General features: G+C 67.8%; 15 protein-coding genes and 1 pseudogene. 8 read left to right on the top strand and 8 right to left on the bottom strand.

The window, feature by feature from the left end:
- The first annotated feature begins 144 nt into the window (after positions 1 to 144).
- The 3 genes from ftsE (at position 145) to ABIE45_RS27335 (ending at position 2733) form a co-directional block, all read left to right on the top strand.
- On the top strand, positions 145 to 837 hold the full coding sequence (gene ftsE / locus ABIE45_RS27325) for a cell division ATP-binding protein FtsE (protein WP_192707518.1): 693 nt from the start codon (positions 145 to 147) through the stop codon (positions 835 to 837).
- On the top strand, positions 834 to 1799 hold the full coding sequence (locus ABIE45_RS27330; protein WP_192707517.1) for an ABC transporter permease: 966 nt from the start codon (positions 834 to 836) through the stop codon (positions 1797 to 1799). The genes ftsE and ABIE45_RS27330 overlap by 4 nt, the downstream gene beginning before the upstream one ends.
- Before the next feature lie 151 nt (positions 1800 to 1950).
- The gene (locus ABIE45_RS27335) at positions 1951 to 2733 is read left to right on the top strand and encodes a YdcF family protein (protein WP_192707516.1); all 783 of its coding nucleotides are present in this window, start codon (positions 1951 to 1953) and stop codon (positions 2731 to 2733) included.
- A gap of 147 nt (positions 2734 to 2880) precedes the next feature.
- Here ABIE45_RS27335 and ABIE45_RS27340 read toward each other — a convergent pair whose 3' ends face one another.
- The 3 genes from ABIE45_RS27340 to ABIE45_RS27350 all read right to left on the bottom strand — a co-directional run bounded on the left by ABIE45_RS27340 (position 2881) and on the right by ABIE45_RS27350 (position 4410).
- On the bottom strand, positions 2881 to 3207 hold the full coding sequence (locus ABIE45_RS27340) for a hypothetical protein (protein ID WP_192707515.1): 327 nt from the start codon (positions 3205 to 3207) through the stop codon (positions 2881 to 2883).
- On the bottom strand, positions 3207 to 3674 hold the full coding sequence (gene ptsN, locus ABIE45_RS27345; RefSeq protein WP_192707514.1) for a PTS IIA-like nitrogen regulatory protein PtsN: 468 nt from the start codon (positions 3672 to 3674) through the stop codon (positions 3207 to 3209). The genes ABIE45_RS27340 and ptsN overlap by 1 nt, the downstream gene beginning before the upstream one ends.
- A gap of 142 nt (positions 3675 to 3816) precedes the next feature.
- Positions 3817 to 4410 (bottom strand): HPF/RaiA family ribosome-associated protein, encoded by a 594-nt coding sequence (locus ABIE45_RS27350; protein WP_192707513.1) that lies wholly within the window; start codon positions 4408 to 4410, stop codon positions 3817 to 3819.
- A gap of 153 nt (positions 4411 to 4563) precedes the next feature.
- Here ABIE45_RS27350 and ABIE45_RS27355 point away from each other — a divergent pair, with 153 nt between their 5' ends.
- The 3 genes from ABIE45_RS27355 to ABIE45_RS27365 all read left to right on the top strand — a co-directional run bounded on the left by ABIE45_RS27355 (position 4564) and on the right by ABIE45_RS27365 (position 8783).
- Positions 4564 to 6132, top strand: coding sequence for a glucan biosynthesis protein D (locus tag ABIE45_RS27355; RefSeq protein WP_192707512.1), 1569 nt, complete (start codon positions 4564 to 4566; stop codon positions 6130 to 6132).
- Between the two features lie 37 nt (positions 6133 to 6169).
- A complete protein-coding gene (gene mdoH / locus ABIE45_RS27360; protein WP_192707511.1) occupies positions 6170 to 8338 on the top strand; it encodes a glucans biosynthesis glucosyltransferase MdoH in 2169 nt (722 codons plus the stop codon).
- 286 nt (positions 8339 to 8624) lie between these two features.
- On the top strand, positions 8625 to 8783 hold the full coding sequence (locus ABIE45_RS27365; RefSeq protein WP_192707510.1) for a hypothetical protein: 159 nt from the start codon (positions 8625 to 8627) through the stop codon (positions 8781 to 8783).
- A 34-nt stretch (positions 8784 to 8817) separates the two neighbouring features.
- Here the strand turns inward: ABIE45_RS27365 and ABIE45_RS27370 are convergent.
- A pseudogene (locus ABIE45_RS27370) lies at positions 8818 to 9015 on the bottom strand (hypothetical protein); the annotation flags it as partial.
- Between the two features lie 402 nt (positions 9016 to 9417).
- Between ABIE45_RS27370 and ABIE45_RS27375 the strand changes: the two are divergent.
- Positions 9418 to 11739, top strand: a complete 2322-nt coding sequence (locus tag ABIE45_RS27375; RefSeq protein WP_192707509.1) for a Tex family protein — start codon at positions 9418 to 9420, stop codon at positions 11737 to 11739.
- 74 nt (positions 11740 to 11813) lie between these two features.
- On the opposite strand, the gene ABIE45_RS27380 is transcribed toward ABIE45_RS27375, so the two are convergent.
- The 3 genes from ABIE45_RS27380 to ABIE45_RS27390 all read right to left on the bottom strand — a co-directional run bounded on the left by ABIE45_RS27380 (position 11814) and on the right by ABIE45_RS27390 (position 16034).
- Positions 11814 to 13004: a flagellin gene (locus tag ABIE45_RS27380; protein ID WP_192707508.1), complete on the bottom strand. Its 1191-nt coding sequence runs from the start codon at positions 13002 to 13004 to the stop codon at positions 11814 to 11816.
- A 357-nt stretch (positions 13005 to 13361) separates the two neighbouring features.
- Complete coding sequence (locus ABIE45_RS27385; protein WP_192707507.1) at positions 13362 to 15503, bottom strand: tetratricopeptide repeat protein; 2142 nt, start codon at positions 15501 to 15503, stop codon at positions 13362 to 13364.
- A gap of 303 nt (positions 15504 to 15806) precedes the next feature.
- Positions 15807 to 16034 (bottom strand): hypothetical protein, encoded by a 228-nt coding sequence (locus ABIE45_RS27390; RefSeq protein WP_192707506.1) that lies wholly within the window; start codon positions 16032 to 16034, stop codon positions 15807 to 15809.
- 472 nt (positions 16035 to 16506) lie between these two features.
- Here ABIE45_RS27390 and ABIE45_RS27395 point away from each other — a divergent pair, with 472 nt between their 5' ends.
- The gene (locus tag ABIE45_RS27395) at positions 16507 to 16803 is read left to right on the top strand and encodes a hypothetical protein (RefSeq protein ID WP_192707505.1); all 297 of its coding nucleotides are present in this window, start codon (positions 16507 to 16509) and stop codon (positions 16801 to 16803) included.
- A gap of 106 nt (positions 16804 to 16909) precedes the next feature.
- Here ABIE45_RS27395 and ABIE45_RS27400 read toward each other — a convergent pair whose 3' ends face one another.
- Positions 16910 to 17197, bottom strand: a complete 288-nt coding sequence (locus ABIE45_RS27400; protein WP_192707504.1) for a hypothetical protein — start codon at positions 17195 to 17197, stop codon at positions 16910 to 16912.
- Positions 17198 to 17629: the final 432 nt, after the last annotated feature.

The following is a 17629-nucleotide window of genomic DNA, read 5'->3' on the forward strand; positions in this document are numbered from 1 at the left end:
GGATTACAGATTCGCTGAGAAAGTGTGGCTGAACAGGGTTAAGCGCGCGTGAAATTACGCAGGCCTTGAAAACGCCCGCCCATAAGGCGATTCCCAGGCGATGCGTGGACGGAATACGGCACGGCCTTGAACCTACAGGCGAACATGAAGAGCCTGCTGCCCGGTGCGGAGCGTCCGGTGGTGCAGTTCGAGAACGTCGGCATGCGCTACGGCCTCGGGCCGGAGGTGCTGTCGGACGTGAGCTTTCGCATCGCGCCGCGCTCCTTCCAGTTTCTGACCGGACCTTCGGGCGCCGGCAAAACGACGCTGCTGCGCCTGATCCTGCTGTCGGTGCGCCCAACCCGCGGCCTCGTGTCGATCTTCGGCGACGAGGTCAGCGGCATCTCCGCCAAGGCGCTCACCGGGCTGCGGCGCCGCATGGGCGTGGTGTTCCAGGATTTCCGCCTACTCGACCATCTCACAACCTACGAGAACGTCGCGCTGCCGCTTCGCGTCCAGGGGCGGGCCGAGACGAGCTACCGGGCCGAGGTGGTGGAGCTGCTGCGCTGGGTGGGTCTCGGCGAGCGCATGCACGCCCTGCCACCGCTTCTGTCGGGTGGGGAGAAGCAGCGCGCCGCCATCGCCCGCGCCTTGATCGCCCGACCGGACCTGCTGCTGGCCGACGAGCCCACCGGCAACGTCGATCCGGGGCTCGGCCGCCGGCTGCTGCGCCTCTTCCTCGAGCTCAACAAGCTGGGGACTTCGGTCATCATCGCCACCCACGATTTCGGCATCATGGACGCCGTCGACGCCCGCCGGATGGTGCTCGGCGAAGGCCGGCTTCGGATCGAGGAATGAGCACACAGGCCATCTCGCGGGCGCGGCCCGATGCGTCCGGTCCCGCGGACCCGGCGGTACCGGCCAACCTGCGCCGCAACGCGCCGCTGGTTCCCACCGACACGGCAGCCGGGCGCTCGCTGGCGGCGGTGATCGCGATCCTGACCTTCCTGGCGGGACTCTGCGCGGGCGCGGCCGAGATGGTCGCGGCGAACGCGTCCCAGTGGCAGGGCGACGTGGCCCAGGAGGTCACGATCCAGATACGGCCCGGGCCTGGCCGCGACGTCGATGCCGATGTCGCCCGCGCCGCCGGAATCGCCAAGGCGGAGCCCGGCATCGCCGAGACGCGGGTCTTCTCCAAGGCCGAGGCCGAGCGCCTGTTGGAGCCGTGGCTCGGCAGCGGCCTCGATCTCTCGGACCTCCCGGTGCCGCGGCTGATCGCCTTGAGGCTCGCCGGTGGCCAGGGCGCCGACCTGAAACGCCTCCGGTCGCGGCTCCTCGAAGCGCTCCCGGGCGTGGCCAGCCTCGACGACCACGCCCTCTGGCTGCAGCGGCTCTCGACGGCCGCCAACGCCTTCGTGGGGATCGGGATCGGGATGGTCCTGCTCGTCCTGATCGCGACCGGTCTCGCCGTCACCTTCGCCACGCGCGGCGCCATGGCGGGCAACCGAGAGGTCGTCGAGGTGCTGCACTTCGTCGGGGCCGACGACGATTACATCGCCAAGGCGTTCCAGCGGCGCTTCTTCGGTCTGGGCCTGCGCGGCGGCGCGATCGGCGCCGGGCTGGCCATCCTCGCCTTCGTCATCACCGGGCTCCTTGCCCGGGCCGCCCGTTCCGGTCCGGCCGGCCAGGAGGTCGAGGCCCTCTTCGGAGCCTTCCACGTGGGCCTGCGGGGCTACGCGAGCGTCATCCTGATCGGCGTGATCGCGTCACTCGTGACGGGCATCGTCTCGCGCATCACGGTGCGTCGCTTCCTCGCCTGAACCGGGAGCGCGCTGCGGAGCAGGTGAGAAGGCGCAGCCCCGTCATACGTTAACGAATGGGAAACCTTATCGACGCGGTGTGGACGGGGCCGATGGCGGTGCCTCCGGGCCGCCGCAATCGGCGCAGATCCTCCGGAGGATGACCACGCGTATGCTGCGCGCATCGGATCCGCCCTCGACTGACGTCGTCGGCTGGGCATGGCACGAGTGGGCTCGCCCGCGTCGTCCGGTGATGCCCGCCAAGCCGCACAATCGGCGCGCGGTCGCGCTCTGGAGCTGCGGCGTAGGCGCCGGCCTGTCCGCGCTGGCCCTTCTGGCCGGTTTCCTGGTCTTCGTGAACGCGCTGGCGCGGCATGAGCGGATTCCCGCGGACCGGGCGGACGGGATCGTGGCGCTGACCGGCGGCGCACAGCGGATCGGCGATGCGATCGACCTGCTCGCCAGCGGCTACGGTCGTCGCCTGCTGATCACCGGCGTCAACGAACGCACCAGCCGCGACGAGATCGCCCGGCTGAATCCGACCCAGCGCGCGCTGATCGCCTGCTGCGTCGATCTCGACTATCGGGCGCGGAACACGATCGGCAACGCCATCGAGACCCGGCGCTGGATGCGGGCGCACCGGTTCAGCACCGTCGCGGTGGTGACCTCCAACTACCACATGCCGCGGACCTTGATCGAACTCGACCATGCCCTGCAGGACAGCGACCGCGTCCTGCCGCATCCGGTGGTCACCGAAGGATTCGATGCCGACCGCTGGTGGCAGAGCCCGCCAGCCGCCAAGCTCGTCGCCTCCGAATACGTGAAGTTCCTGGCGAGCTGGGTGCGCACCCGGTTCGAAGCGGATCCCGAGCGCTCCCGGGCGGCGATCCTGATCGGCCGTGGCAAGCCGGTGAAGATGGTGGCGGAGCCGCTGATGCTGCGCGGGGTGGATTAGGGGCGATTGGCCCACGCCCGTCCCAAAAGGGTGAACGTGCGGCCTTTCCGGACATTCCGCGCGGGTCGTGCGGAGCGGACCACGCTGCCCTGATCGGCTGCGGCGTATCGAAGCCTCAAAGCTGGAGCGGCAGCGTCTCCGGTGCGATCAGCGCCCGTTGCACCGTGCCTTGATGGCTTCCGAGAACTCGCGGTCCGAGCCTTGGACCTGGGCGAGACGCTCGGACCGGTCTGAACCGGATAGGCAGCGCCCGTAGACGCTGGCCACCCGACGCATGGTCTCGACGTGGCGACGCCAGATCCGGCAGTTCTTGGCGTCTTCACCGTCCGCCTGCTCCAACTGATCGATGGCCTGCCGCTGCATCGATTGCGCGACCAGGAGATCGCGCGCGCAGGTGGTCTCGCTCTGGGCCGGTGCGGGTCCGGTCCAGCCGGCGGCCAGGACGAACAGAGCGGCAGCTCGGATCCGCGTCATCAGGCGGCCTGCGGTGCCGTGGAGCGTGTCAGGAGCGCGTAGAGGGCGCCGGCATCGCGGGCCGCGCGAATGTGCGCGAGCATTCCGGGCTCGCGCAGGACGCGGGCAACCTGGGCCAAGGCTTTCAGGTGATCGGCCCCCGCGCCTTCGGGGGCGAGCAGCAGGAAGGCGATATCCACCGGCTGGCCGTCGAGCGCCTCGAAATCCACCGGCCTGTCGAACCGGGCGAACAGACCGAACAGCCGATCGAGGCCTGGAAGCTTTCCATGCGGGATCGCAACGCCCTCCCCGATCCCGGTCGACCCGAGCCGCTCCCGCTGAAGAAGCGTATCGAAGACGGGGCGCTCACCCAAGGCCGGCAGGCGCCGCGCAGCCTGAGCGGCGAGGTCCTGAAGCACCTGCTTCTTGGCCCGCGCGCGCAGCGATGGGACGACCGACTCGGGGTCGAGAAATTCCAGAACTGGCATCGAACGACCGTTGCCCCGTCACCCGTCCGCATCGGACCGGGCCTCGTCGCAGGTGCGCCGCCGATCAACCCGGTCGCGCCCCTGCCAGTCAATCGGCCGGGGAACGAGCCGGTTCCGGCTCCGTTCCTCTCGACCCGCGGCGTCAGTCGACGGTGTTCGGCGGGTCCACCCAACCGATCGCGCCGTCGCTGCGCCGATATACGACGTTGACGCGGCCGGTACCAGCATGGACGAAGACAACGACTGGGGACCCTGTCATGTCGAGGGCGGTGACCGCCTCGCCGATGGTGCGGCGCTGCAAGGTCCGGGTGCTCTCGGCGACGATGGGCGGGTGGGTGTCGCCCTCCCCGGCATCGTCATCCTCGTCATCCGGAGCGGCGAGCACCGCGTAAGCGGCCTCGACAGCTGCGTCGTCGCCCCGCCCCGCAGCATGCTGCTTCAGTCGGTGCTTGTAGCGGCGCAGCCGCGTTTCCAAACGCTCGGCGGTCTGCTCGAAGCTCGATCGCGCATCGTGGGCGAAGCCGTTCGCCTCGATCGTCAGTCCGGATACGAGATGCAGCACGCAGTCCGTCCGGAACGCCGTTCCGTCCCGTCGAAGCGTGACGTGACCGGAGCAGGAGCCATTCATGTGCGAGTCGAGATATTTGGATTGGATCGCGGACATCCGTTCCTCGACGCGGCCGCGCAGACTCTCGCCGAGATCCACGCCGTGGCCCGTGACTCGCAACGACCCCATGCTGCCTCCCCCGTTTCGAACCGTTCCCTCGAATTAGAGAGCCGGCTCGCGTGAAGTCAACGGAGCCGGATCGGTTCGACCCTCCGTTTAAGCCTGGGTTCAGCCGGGCAGCCTGTATAGAGACACAAGCAGACACATGAGACCGAACCCCGCATGACACTCGCCGACGGACCGCCCGCCGCACCGTCCCGCCGCTCCGTGCTGGCCGGGGCGCTGGCTGCTGCCGCGGGCTCGCTGCCGGCTGTCGCGCACGCGGCGGACCCGGACAAGGCACCGGCTCTCCCGGGAGCCGGAGAAGCCTTCGAGGCGAATACACTCGTTGATCTGGCGCGCGCCCGGGCCGCTGCGCCTTACGTCGGTCCGAAGAGCGGCGATGTGCCGGCCGTCCTGAAAAGCTTGTCGCGGGAAGCCTATGCGGCGATCCATCCCGCCGAGGGTCGCACGGTCTGGGCTGATCGAGACTTCGGCTACACGCTGGAGCCGCTCCTGCGCGGCGCGATCTTCGAGACGCCGGTCTCGCTGTATGTCGTGCAGAATGGGCTCGTGCAGCCGATCGCCTACGACAAGACGGCGTACGTGGCCCCGGGGCTGGCCCTGCCGGACCTCACGGCCGAAACCGCCTTCTCGGGCTTCCGCATGCGGGCACGGTTCGGCGACAGCGACCCACTTTCGGATTTCGCGCTGTTCCAGGGGGCCTCCTTCTTCCGCCTGGTCGCGCAGGGACAGGATTTCGGCATCAATGCGCGGGCGCTCGCCCTGCGGCCCGCCGATGCCCGTGGCGAGGAATTCCCGCTGTTCCGCGCCCTGTTCATCGAGACACCGACGCTTGGGCAACCGGTCGTGGTTCACGCCCTGGCGGAATCGGAATCGGCGACAGCGGCGTTCAAACTGACCCTCACGCCCGGCCGCGAGGTCTCGACGGCCGCGATCGACGGCACCGTCTTCGCCCGGGCCGAACTCGATCATATCGGGCTCGGGGGCATGCAGGGCAGCTACCTGTTCGGATCGCTCGACCGGAACCGCGTCGATGACCTGCGCGCGGCGGCCTTCTCGGTGGAGGGCCTGGCGATCCACAACGGCTACGGCGAGCCGATCTGGCGGCCGGTGCACAACCCCGAAGCGCTCCAGGTCTCAGCCTTCCTCGACCGGGGGCCGAAGGGTTTCGGGCTGATGCAGCGCGCCCGCGCCTACGATGACTTCCAGGACGATGCGCGACACTGGGAGCAGCGCCCCTCCCTGTGGCTGGAGCCGCAGGACAACTGGAACGAGGGCGCCGTGACGCTGCTCGAGATCCCGAGCGATTCCGAGCTGAACGAGAATGTCTTCGCCTACTGGCGGCCGAAGGCGAAGCTGGCCAAGGGCGCCGAGATGCGCTTCCTGTGCCGCCAGCACTGGTCGAAGGGCTGGCCTGACCCGCTGCCGCCTGAGATCGCGCGGGTCCGCGACAGCCGCTGCGGCCACGGCGCCTCCGGAACCCGTCGCCTGTTCGCCGTGGATTTCGAGGGCGCCGCGCTGTTCGAGCCCGGGGAGATCGACGTCAATCTCGGTGCCTCGGCCGGTGCGATCACGCGGCAGGAGCGATACCGCTATCCGGAGCGCAAGACCCTGCGGATCCTGTTCGAGCTCGATCCCGGCAGCGAGCGGGCCAGCGAGCTGCGCCTGGCGCTCCGCCGCGGACAGGATCGGATCAGCGAAACGTGGCTCTACCGCTGGACCCCGTAACCGTCCGTCTTCTCCAACTCGAGGATCAGCCTCCACCGTGCCACTGGACGAGACACTCATTCCGACCGAGCGCCCGGCTGCCGCAGCAGAGCCCGGCTCGGCCGCAGCCTCAGCAGGGTTCGGCCTGCCGCCGGAGGCGCCCCTGGCCATGCCGATCCAGGATCTGGCGCGTTGGGATCCCGGATCCGCCCGGAGGGCGTCGCGCCGCGTGCGGGCGCCGTGGCTGGCGCGTCTCGCGGTCTTCGGCGGCGCGCTGGCTCTGACGGCCTACGGTGGATGGCAGATGCTGGAGACGGTGTCGGTCTCGGGCAGCCCGACCGGCCTGCAGCTCGTCCTCGTGGTCCTGTTTTGCCTGACCTTCTCGTGGATTGCGCTCGCTTTCACCAGCGGGCTGCTCGGCTTCGCGATGCTCATGCGGCGCGAGCGGACCCTCGATCGTCCGACCGCGCTGCGGACCCGGACCGCCGTCCTGATGCCGGTCTACAACGAAGCGACAGCCCGAACCTTCGCGGGTATCGAGGCGATGCGGGAGGCCGTCGAGGCGACAGGACTCGGCCGGCATTTCGATTGGTTCGTGCTCTCCGATTCGACGCAGGCCGACGCCTGGATCGCCGAGGAACGCGCCTTCCTCGACCTGCGCGAACGCCTCGGGCCGGAGGCCCGCCTCTACTACCGGCATCGCCCGAAGAACCACCACCGCAAGGCCGGCAACATCGGCGACTTCGTCACCCGCTGGGGCGGGCATTACGACCACATGCTCGTTCTCGACGCCGACAGCCTGATGAGCGGCTCCGCGGTCGTGGCGCTCGCCGCTGCGATGGAGGCCGATCCCGATGCCGGCATCATCCAGACGCTGCCGCTGATCATCAACCGCAACACGCTGTTCGCCCGGCTTCAGCAGTTCGCCGCCCGCATCTACGGGCCGGTGATCGCGGCCGGGCTCAGTGCCTGGTCGGGCCGCGACGGGAATTACTGGGGCCACAACGCCATCATCCGCACCCGCGCCTTCGCGGAATCCTGCGGCCTGCCGGACCTGCCCGGCGCGCCCCCCTTCGGCGGCCATATCCTGTCCCACGACTTCGTCGAGGCGGCGCTGATCCGCCGGGCCGGCTGGGCGGTCTACATGCTTCACCGGCTGCCCGGCTCCTACGAGGAGAGCCCGCCCTCGCTCATCGACGTCGCGATCCGCGACCGTCGCTGGGCACAGGGCAATCTCCAGCACGCGCGTGTGATCGGCGCCGCCGGGCTGCATCCGGCGACGCGGCAGCATTTCGCCACCGGGATCGCCGGGTATCTCGCCTCGCCGCTGTGGCTCCTGCAACTGCTCGTCGGTATCCTGCTGGTCCTCCAGACCGCCACCGAGCGGCCGGACTATTTCGCCGGCGCCGGATTCTCACCGGTCTTCCCGCGGTTCGACCCCGTCCGCGCGCTCCAGCTGTTCGGGCTGACCATGGCGGTCCTGCTCGCTCCGAAGTTTCTGGGCCTGATCCTGGCACTCCTCGATGGGCCGGTGCGGCGCGCTTGCGGGGGCGCCGGTCGGCTGGTGCTGTCCAGCCTCGTTGAAATCCTGCTCTCGGCGCTCGTCGCGCCCGTGGCGATGGTGATCCAGTCCGGCTCGGTCGTGAGCATCCTGCTCGGGCGCGACACGGGCTGGAACCCGCAGCGTCGCGACGACGGCTCGATCCCCCTGCGCGACATCATCGCCCGGCACCGCTGGCACATGGCGCTCGGCCTGGTGGCGGGGATCGCGGCGTTCGCGATCGCCACGTCGCTGTTCCTCTGGATGAGCCCCACGATCCTCGGCCTCGTCCTGGCGATTCCGATCTCCTGGGCGAGCGGCCAGGTGGGCCTCGGCCTCGCACTCAAGGACCGACGCCTTCTCGCTACCCCTGAAGAGGCGACACCTCCGGAGATCGCCGTGCGTGCCGGCGCGCTGACCGCGCGCAACGCCGCACGGGGGTATGACGAGGCCGACGCGTTGGCAGCCATCCATGCCGATCCCGATCTCGCGACCGCGCACGCTCGGATGCTGCCGGTCGGCCGACCGCGACCGCGCGGCTCGATCGACCCGGACCAGACGCTGGCCACCGCGAAGATCTGCGAGGCGGAGACGGTGGGCGAGGCGCAGGCTTGGTTGTCGCCGAAGGAGCGCATGGCGCTGCTGCACGACCGCGCGCTCGTCGACCGGCTGATCCGCCTGACGTAGCGGGCGGTCCTCGTTCGATCCTATCGGCCGGCATCGGGCGAAAGGCTCGGCGGTCGCCCACAGGTCCGAGACCGGCGGCGTGAGCGTCCGCCATGCGCCGGTTCTTGACGGTCGGCTTCTGCTGCCGCCACCCCTCTTCCCGGGATCCGGCTGGATTGACGCCCGGATCAAGGCGACACGCGCGGAGGCCCTCGGACGAGCCGCCGCGAAGGCCGTCAGAAGCGATTAACCATTCGCATCCTAGGCTCGGCCCGCCTAACCGGCTCCCGCCGATCGGACCCCCGCCATGACCCTGCTGTTCGCATTTTTGCTCGTGCCGCTCGCGGCCGCGATCGTCCTGGCCCGCGGCGAGCCGATCCGCACCATCAGCTGCCTCGGTGCGATGGGTGTCGGCTGCGTGATCGCTTGCTGGAGCGTGATGAGCCTGATCCGCCAGCGGGCCTGAACGGCACTGTTCGCAGATTGCGCCTGCGGTCAGAGAGGAATCCGACTTGGCGCGTCCCGCCCGCCAGCGTGCGCCCGGCCCGGGCGACGAGTTGGGAAAAGGCCAGCGCGGCCGCCGTGGCCTGCGCACGCGATGGAAAGCTCCGCCGCGAGACGAGTACGGTTTCCGCGGTCTCGTTCACGAGAACCCAGGACCATACCGACCGGCCGCTCTCGCGAATCTCAAACTGCACGGGACGCCTGCCTTGACGCGACATGCAAGATGCGAACTTTGCGTCAGTTGGTGACATCACGATGACATGATCGAAGGACGGTCAAGGCTTAGCCTGATCGCCCGAGATCTAAAGGAAAAGACTGGCGTCTTCCCCGAAACACGCGCAGTCATCTTATTGACGACTGTGGTTACGGATCTGAACCGCGTTTCGTAGGCCCTGCCGGTGTGAAAACGCGGGCTGGACCGGCAGCGGCATGGGCTGATTGTCCACAAGATCCCGGGGCATGCGAGATGATCGTGAAGGCGGCCGAGGTTCTGCGCGAAGGTCGGGAGCCTGGTTGACGCGACCGCCTTGTTTCCGACGGCTTGCCGGCACAGGCAGAGCCTCGATCCAGCCGCCGCAGCCTATTCCGGAGACCGCATGAAGCCCGTGAACGCGCGCATCGCCGAGGAACTCGGCGTCCGGGAAGCGCAGGTCGCCGCCGCAGTGGCGCTTCTCGATGGCGGAGCAACCGTCCCGTTCATCGCGCGCTATCGCAAGGAGAATACGGGCGGCCTCGACGACACGCAGCTGCGCGGCCTTGAGGAGCGGCTGTCCTATCTGCGCGACCTGACCGACCGGCGCCGGGTGATCGTCGAGAGCATCACGGCTCAGGGCAAGATGAACCCGGCGCTTGCCGCAGCCCTCGAGGCCGCCGATACGAAGGCGCGGCTGGAAGATCTCTATCTACCCTTCCGCCCGAAACGCCGATCGAAGGCTCAGACGGCCCGGGAGGCCGGGCTGGAGCCGCTGGCGCAGACCCTGCTGACACGGTCCGACAGGGCACCCGAGCAGGAGGCCCGGCCGTTCGTCTCGCTCGAGCGCGGCGTACCAGAAGTCGAAGCGGCGCTGGAGGGCGCCCGCGCGATCCTCGTGGAACGCTTCGCCGAGGATGCCGACCTGATCGGCCGCCTGCGTACGGATTACTGGCGCGGCGGCCAGCTCGTCTCGAAGGTGCGCAAGGGCAAAGCGGCGGACGGCGCGAAATTCGCGGATTACTTCGACTGGAGCGAGCGGATCGAGCGGATGCCCTCGCACCGGATCCTGGCGCTCTTTCGCGGCGAGCGCGAGGAGGTGCTCGATATCGCATTCGCGGCCGAGGGCGAGGATTCGCCGCAGGGCGCACCCGGCCCCTTCGAGAGGGCGATCTGCCACCGCTTCGGCATCGCCGCACGGGGCCGTCCCGGCGACGCTTGGCTCCTCGAAACGGTGCGAACCGCGTGGCGGACCAAGATCCGGACAGGGATCAAGCAGGACCTGCGCACCCGCCTGTTCGAACGCGCCGAGGACGAGGCCGTGACGGTGTTCGCCAGCAATCTGCGGGATCTGCTCCTGGCTGCGCCGGCCGGCGGTCGCGCCACGCTGGGGCTGGATCCGGGCTATCGGAACGGCGTGAAGGTCGCGGTGGCGGACCCGACGGGCCGGATCGTCGCCGTCGAGACCACCTACCCGCACGAGCCGCAGCGCCGCTGGCGCGAAGCCGTCACGACGCTCGGGCGGCTGTGTCGCCTCCACAAGGTCGAGCTGCTCGCCATCGGGAACGGCACGGCCTCGCGCGAGACCGAGCGGCTCGCCGCGGAGATTATCGCCGAGAATCCCGATCTCAAGCTGGCCAAGGTCTCGGTGTCCGAGGCCGGCGCCTCCGTCTACTCGGCCTCCGAGATCGCCGCCCGCGAATTGCCCGGTCTCGACGTGTCCCATCGTGGCGCCGCATCGATCGCCCGACGCCTTCAGGACCCCCTTGCCGAGTTGGTGAAGATCGACCCGAAATCGATCGGCGTCGGCCAGTATCAGCACGATGTGAGCGAGACGAAGCTGTCGCGCTCCCTCTCGGCGGTCGTGGAAGATGCCGTGAACGCGGTCGGCGTCGACGTGAACACGGCCTCCCCTGCCCTGCTGACCCAGGTGTCGGGCCTCGGCTCGACTCTGGCCGCGCGGATCATCACGCACCGCGACGCCAACGGCCCGTTCCGGACCCGAGCGGCGCTGAAATCCGTACCGGGCCTGGGCCCGAAGACCTTCGAGCTGGCGGCGGGCTTCCTACGGATTCAGGGCGGCGACGACCCACTCGACGCGTCCGGCGTCCACCCCGAGGCCTATCCGGTCGTGCGCCGCATCCTGCAGGCGACGAAGAGCGACATCCGTGTCCTGCTCGGCAACACCGCGGCGCTCGGCAGCCTCAACCCCGAGACCTTCGTGGACGCGCGCTTCGGCCTTCCCACCGTGCGCGACATCTTCGCCGAGTTGGAGAAGCCCGGGCGCGATCCGCGCCCCGCGTTCCGCACGGCCAGTTTCCAGGAGGGCGTCGAGACGATCGGCGATCTTAAGCCGGGCATGCAGCTCGAAGGCGTGGTCACCAACGTGGCTGCGTTCGGCGCCTTCGTAGATGTCGGAGTCCACCAGGACGGTCTGGTCCACATCTCGGCCATGGCGCGCCGCCGGATCGCATCGCCATCCGAGGTCGTCCGGGTCGGTGATGTTATCCGGGTCCTCGTGCTCGGCGTCGATGTCCCGCGCAAGCGCATCGCGCTGTCGATGCGGCTCGACGATCCCATCGAGCCGGCTGCGGGAGCCCCCCGCCCGAGGGAGGACCGCCCCGATCCGCGGCGGGATCGGCCGGACGGGCGTGCGAACGCGGCGCCGAATGGACCGCTCGCCGACGCGCTGCGACGGGCCGCCACCGCGCCGACGCGGCGCCGGTGAAGGCTGCAAGATAGAGCGCAAAAGGAAACGGCCGGGGCGATGCCCCGGCCGTTTTTGTTGTCGACGAGCCGCTCTTAGCGGAGCAGCTGCAGGATGCCCTGCTGCGCCTGGTTGGCCAGCGACAGGGCCGAGATGCCCAGCGATTGCCGGGTCGACAGCGCCTGCGAGTTGGCCGCCTCCTGGTTGAGATCGGCCGCGGTGAGGTTGGACGAGCCGGTATCCAGGATGTTGATCAGGTTCTTGCTGAAGTCCTGACGGTTCTGCACCACCGAGAGGTTCGAACCGAAGGTCGAGGCATCGGTGCGCAGCTGGCTGGAGGCAGAGGTCAAGCTGTTCAGGGTCGTGTTGATGTCATCGTTCAGCAGGAAGTTGCCCTGTCCGGCCGTCGTCGTGCCGGCCGACTTGTTGGTGATGGCATTCAGCTTCAGACCGGCCGAGGTCTCGTCGGTCGCGAGGACCTGCAGGTTCGAGTTGCCCTTCGGGTTGAAGTTGATCGTCAGGTTCTTGTTGTCGCCCTTGCCAGAGATGAGGTTCGTGCCGTTGAAGCTCGAGTCACTGGCCAGCTGATCGATCTGGGTCAGCAGGCTGTTGTACTGCGTCGCAAGCGTTGCGCGGGCCGACACGCCCGACACCGTCAGATCCGTGCTCTGGCTGGCGGCGGTCGTGGTGTCATAGGTCACGCCGGACGCGTTCGTCCCGCCCTTGAAGCCGAGCGCCGTCTGATCAGCCGAGGTCTTGAACTCGACGTCGGCCGACGCGTTCATGACGATCTTGGTGCCATCCGTGCTCTTCGAGAAGCTGCCGGCACCGACAGCCGAATTGAGAGAGCTGATCGCGTCGTCGATCGTTCCGGTCGAGGTGAGCGCGGCGGTCGTCGCGACACCGTTGACGAACAGGTTCAGGGTGGTGTCGGCCGCCGGAGCCGAATACTTCGTCGATGCGTTGCCGGTGGTGGTGATCTGCGTCGACAGCGCCTGGTTGGCGACCGACTTCGCCTGATCGACCAGCTTCTGGATCGACGTGATGCCTTGGTTGGCCGCCTGGATCGCCTGGACGCCGTTGGAGATGCCGTCGAGCAGGTTGCCCAAGTCGCCGGAGCGCTGGCTCAGCGACTGGGAGGTGAAGAAGCTGACCGGGTTGTCGAGGGCCGAGGAAACCTTTAGGCCGGTGGAGAGCCGGTTCTGGGTGGTCGCGGTCAGCGATGCCGTATCCTGCAGGGAGAGCAGGTTCTGACGGGTGGCAGCAGTGAGGGTAACACCAGACATGGAAGCGATCCTTTTGATCGGGGAGCCGTCTTATTGGCGGCCCATGTGGTTTATCCAGCTCGGCTTGCCGAGATCTTAATGCGATGCTCGAACGTCCAGTCGCCGAAGAACAAAATTAACAAATGCTTTCAGGAAATACTTAGATGCTGCTCAGGCGTTGACGAGGTCCGACCGGAAACGGATCGTCGCGCTCATGCGACTGCCTCGCGCGGCCTCCGCACGCGCGCACCGTGTGGGCTGGCGCTTCCGGACAAGCCCGCACGGTGCCGGAGGCAACGCCCAGACCGACATCTTCCAACGCACCGGATCCTCGTCGCGCGACGCAACGGTCTCCGCGCGAGCCCGCGGCTCCGCCCCTCAGACGCCGCTCTCCGAGAGCCAAGTCCGCCACATGCCCCGGAAAGCGTCGCCGACGTCCCGGGCAAGGCCGCGATGATCCATCAGCGGGCTCGAGCGCATGCGCTCGCGCAGACCGTGCCGGATCGATCTCAGGCGGTCGAGGTCGCGGCACAGATCCTGCGCGATCGCCACATAGGAATCGGCATCGTCGGCGATGAGGTCCGGAAGGCCGATCGCCGTCAGAACCAGCACACCGTGGCGCGCGACGGCGTGCCGACCGCGCAAGGCCACGATGGGCACACCCATCGACAACGTGTCGAAGCTCGTGGTGCCTCCGTTGTACGGGTATGGATCCAGCGCGACGTCTACGCGGTGATAGAGATCGTAGTAGCCGCTGTTCACGCGCCCCTGATAGATAATCCGATCCAGCGGCATACCTGCCGCCGCAAGGCGGTCATCGACGGCTCGGCGGACATCGGGATTGTCGATATCGCCGACAACCATGAACAGCCGCGCATCGGGCACGGCCGACATGATGCGTGCCCAGGTCTGCAGCGCCTCATCGCTGATTTTGGTCAGCCGATTGAAGCAGCCGAACGTCACGTATCCGGCGTCCTCGAACGGCGCCCGGCCGCGCACCGGCGGAAGATCATCGGGACCCTCGTAGGTCACCCAAACCTTCGGCAACCGCCAAAGGCGCTCCGAATGCAGCGCCTCGGTGAGACCCGGCGGATCGGTGATGGGATCGGAAAAGCGGTAGTCGATGGCGGTGAGACCGGTCGTGGCCGGGTGCCCGATCCAGGACACCTGGATCGGTGCCGGTTTCCTCGCGAAGACGAAAAGGCGGTTGCCCGCGCTGTGACCCGACAGATCGACGAGGATGTCGATCCGGTCACGCTCGATCAGGTCGGCGGCCTCATCATCATCGAGCCCGGAGATGTTGTGCCAAGCGTGGAACAACGGACGCAGTCGGTCCGACACGGAATCCTCGCTCGCATGCGTCATGTAGGCGAAGGCCGTGAAGTGTTCCTGCTCGACCGCACGCAGGTAGGGCTCGAAGAATCGGACCAGTGCGTGATTGCAGAGATCCCCCGAGACGAAGCCGACGCGCAGGGGACGATCCGGGTCGCGATCGTTGGCGAAGGGCCGGCGGCGCAGGAGCGGGTCCGCGAAGCGGCGGCCATAGGCCAGCGCGTCCGCGGTATAATCCTCTGGCGGGGTGTCAGCGGAGTAGAGCTTGGCGAACAAGCGATTCGAGGCAACGAACAGCTTTGACGGGTCGAGGGCGAGCGCCCGGTCGAAGGCGTCCACGGCCTCACCCAGACGGCCGAGTGCCAGAAGTGCGCTGCCACGGTTGCTGTACGCCCCGGCATTGTTCGCATCGAGGGCAATGGCTCGCTCGGCGTGCCGCAGCGCTTCGCCGAAGCGGAAACGGCGCTGGTAGACCCCCGAGATGTTGGCATGGGCCATCGCCAGATCGCCGTCGATCGCCAGCGCTTTCTCCAGAGCGGAGATGGCGCCGTCGTGATCCCCGCGATGGGTCAGCACGGTGCTGAGGCCGGTGAAGAAAAGCGCGTTCTGCGGCTCACGCAGGAGCGCGATGCTGATCAGATTGAAGGCGAGTTCGAGCCTGTTCGTCCGGGCGGCGACGGCACCCGCGAGGTAGGTGGCGTGGCTATGCTGATCATCGAGGAGGATGATGAGATCGAGCAGCGCCTCCGCATCCTTCCATTTCGCAAGATCGTAGCGGCCCTGCGCCGCCGTGAGGGTGCGGTCGATGAAGGCCTTGGTCAGCGCCCGCGACTCGGGGCCGAAATTCTGCGCCTTGTAGCGGTCTAGGATCGCGCGCGCGTCAAGCAGCCGCTCGGCGGCGAGCAAAGCCGAAGCCAGCGCGATCCAGTGAGCCGGCTTCTCGGGCGCCCCGCGAAGAGCCGTGACAAAGTGCGTGATGGCCTTCTCGGGCGCGGTGGCCGCGAGGAGCTGGCCCAACTCGTAATGCGCCTCGGGGTGATTCGGCTCTGCGCCCAGCACGCGGCTCAGGCTGGCCTGGGCCCGCTCGGAGCGACCGGCCGCCCGGTGATCGCGGGCTTTCGCGAGACAACGCTGGGCTAGACCGGATGAGGCCGACCGGACCGCCCGCCCATTGTGATGATCGAGCATGACCTGAGCCCTCCAGTGCTCAGGACCGTCGCAAAACCAGGGTTAAAGCCGCGTAAAAATGGCCGTAACTCTCATTTCAACGGAGCGGTTTCGATCCTGCCATCGTGCATTCAAAGCGCTTGTAATTGCCGCGATGGGGTCGATCCGTGATGTCGGACGGTCAAGACGCAGCCCATCGTCCGCGCGGTCGCGCGCAGATGCTGCGCGGCATTGAAGGCGGCGATCCACCGCCCGCATGACCCGAGCCTCGCCATTATCCCGGCCAGAAGCGCGGACACATCCGTTGCCAGACCCGGACCAATGTTACTCCACGGCCTCACCGCGGGCGGCGCCGCGCGCCTCCAGCCGCGCGCTGGCCAGGATCCGCTGCCGGGCCTGAGGCTCGGTGATGGTGTTCCATAGGCGAAGCAGCTCACACGTCATGCCGGCTTCGTGAGCCTCGCTGTCGGGCAAGTAGAACACTTCGACGCGGCAGCCCATCACGGCCGCGATCTCGCTCAGACGTCTGACAGCGCGATCATCGACAGCCATAGGCAGATCAAATCCTGTTCGACGGCGGGCGCCGGCACTAACATCCGGCGGCCACCACAAACAAGTGATCGTTTTATACCAAAGCTGATCATTTTATATCATAATCCGAACGCGTCGCAGCTGTCGGAAGCTGAAATCGAAGCATTTCCTAGCTTGCTTCGGTCCAGTCACCGCATCTCGTCGAGCGACAGAAGATTGCCTGAGCCGCACCGCGGCAGGCGTGGCTCATCACACCAGCCCGCCGCGCAAGCCGATCAGCATCGCGGCACACGGAAACGTCACCCGGACTGGCCGCCGGCGCACGTGAGGCGTGAACGAAGGTAATGACTCACAGCAGAGTCTTATTTCGGCCCGGATCTTAACACTGAAGCTGGCGCCAAATTTGGCTGTTAACCGCTCGTTAACGCCTGCGCCCTAGCGAGAGTCAGGCAGCCATCGATCGAATGGGCTGCACAGGTCGGGTGCACCTCCGATGTTCGTTTTAATAGCCGTTGGCATCAGCAGCGGCCTCCTTGCGGCGGCCGTGCTGGCGCCCGTCAGTTTCCTGGCTGCGCTGATCATCGCCCCGCTTGTCTCGAGTGCCGCTGCAATCCTCGCCTGTTTCCTGATCGCGTGGCGCAACACCGCGGAGACTGGGACACGTTTACAGCTCGATGCGCAGACCGACGCGATGGTTTTCGCGCTTCGCGACGTCGCCCAGAAAGCGACGGCCGTGTCACCCGCACCGCGGGTCGGATCGAGCCGCCGCAGCGCCGTCAAGGCGGGGTGAAACTGGTGGTGTGCCGGAACGCGTCGGACAACGCGATCCCCTGAGAGACCGGGACGGTGCGCACGGCCGAAATCCGCCCCCTCAGGGACACAGCAGGACCGATCGGCTACCGCCATCGCTCCTTCGTGCAGGCCAGTAGATAGACGGTGCGCATGCAGCGCTCCTGATCACCCTGCGAGCGCGCGCTCTTCATGCAGACATCCATCCCGGAGGTCAGCAACAGGCGGTCGATGTCCCTCTTCGACTCGCAGGTGAAGATCGGCTGGAAACCTTCGAACTGGCTCACCTGCCAGAAGATGGCGACGAAGGCCAAGAGACAGAACGCGCAGACCAACACCTTGCTGTCGTAAAACCAGTGGCGGCGCTCGGCCGCTATGACGGCGCGGGGGCTCACGGCTTGCCCGGTCCCACGATTGGGACCGGGACGCTGAGCCCCGCGTCGCATCTCCGGCCCTCCCGCCGGCCTGGACAGGGCTTGCCGGCATCAGGACGCGCCCGCGGCCGCCGGCGAAGACCAAAGACTGTGCGGGCCGCGACCATCGATTCCTGCTCGCTCATGGCCGGTGAACGACCCATCGACGGACATCCTCACGCTTGATCCGGGCGCATTTGCGGAACACGCCGGATTGACCGTCCGCCGGCCCGAGCAGCGCGCGAGAACGCGCTGCACGCCGAGCCCCGTTCGGTTGCGGCACCACGATGTAGCACCGAATCCCGGTTCCGTTCAGTCATCCTCCGAGGGTTGCCGGTGAGGCTTCGGACCGGCACAGACGGCCGGCGGAGAGATGGCCCCCTCCGGGCCTCGCGCCGTCGACCAACGATCGCG

The sequence above is a fragment of the Methylobacterium sp. OAE515 genome (genome assembly GCF_041806315.1).
Taxonomy (GTDB): Bacteria; Pseudomonadota; Alphaproteobacteria; order Rhizobiales; family Beijerinckiaceae; genus Methylobacterium; species Methylobacterium tardum.

Coding starts and splice junctions, on each gene's coding strand:
- ftsE (WP_192707518.1), top strand. CDS start 145: ATGAAGAGCCTGCTGCCCGGTGCGGAGCGTCCGGTGGTGCAGTTCGAG.
- ABIE45_RS27330 (WP_192707517.1), top strand. CDS start 834: ATGAGCACACAGGCCATCTCGCGGGCGCGGCCCGATGCGTCCGGTCCC.
- ABIE45_RS27335 (WP_192707516.1), top strand. CDS start 1,951: ATGCTGCGCGCATCGGATCCGCCCTCGACTGACGTCGTCGGCTGGGCA.
- ABIE45_RS27340 (WP_192707515.1), bottom strand. CDS start 3,207: ATGACGCGGATCCGAGCTGCCGCTCTGTTCGTCCTGGCCGCCGGCTGG.
- ptsN (WP_192707514.1), bottom strand. CDS start 3,674: ATGCCAGTTCTGGAATTTCTCGACCCCGAGTCGGTCGTCCCATCGCTG.
- ABIE45_RS27350 (WP_192707513.1), bottom strand. CDS start 4,410: ATGGGGTCGTTGCGAGTCACGGGCCACGGCGTGGATCTCGGCGAGAGT.
- ABIE45_RS27355 (WP_192707512.1), top strand. CDS start 4,564: ATGACACTCGCCGACGGACCGCCCGCCGCACCGTCCCGCCGCTCCGTG.
- ABIE45_RS27365 (WP_192707510.1), top strand. CDS start 8,625: ATGACCCTGCTGTTCGCATTTTTGCTCGTGCCGCTCGCGGCCGCGATC.
- ABIE45_RS27375 (WP_192707509.1), top strand. CDS start 9,418: ATGAAGCCCGTGAACGCGCGCATCGCCGAGGAACTCGGCGTCCGGGAA.
- ABIE45_RS27380 (WP_192707508.1), bottom strand. CDS start 13,004: ATGTCTGGTGTTACCCTCACTGCTGCCACCCGTCAGAACCTGCTCTCC.
- ABIE45_RS27385 (WP_192707507.1), bottom strand. CDS start 15,503: ATGCTCGATCATCACAATGGGCGGGCGGTCCGGTCGGCCTCATCCGGT.
- ABIE45_RS27390 (WP_192707506.1), bottom strand. CDS start 16,034: ATGGCTGTCGATGATCGCGCTGTCAGACGTCTGAGCGAGATCGCGGCC.
- ABIE45_RS27395 (WP_192707505.1), top strand. CDS start 16,507: ATGTTCGTTTTAATAGCCGTTGGCATCAGCAGCGGCCTCCTTGCGGCG.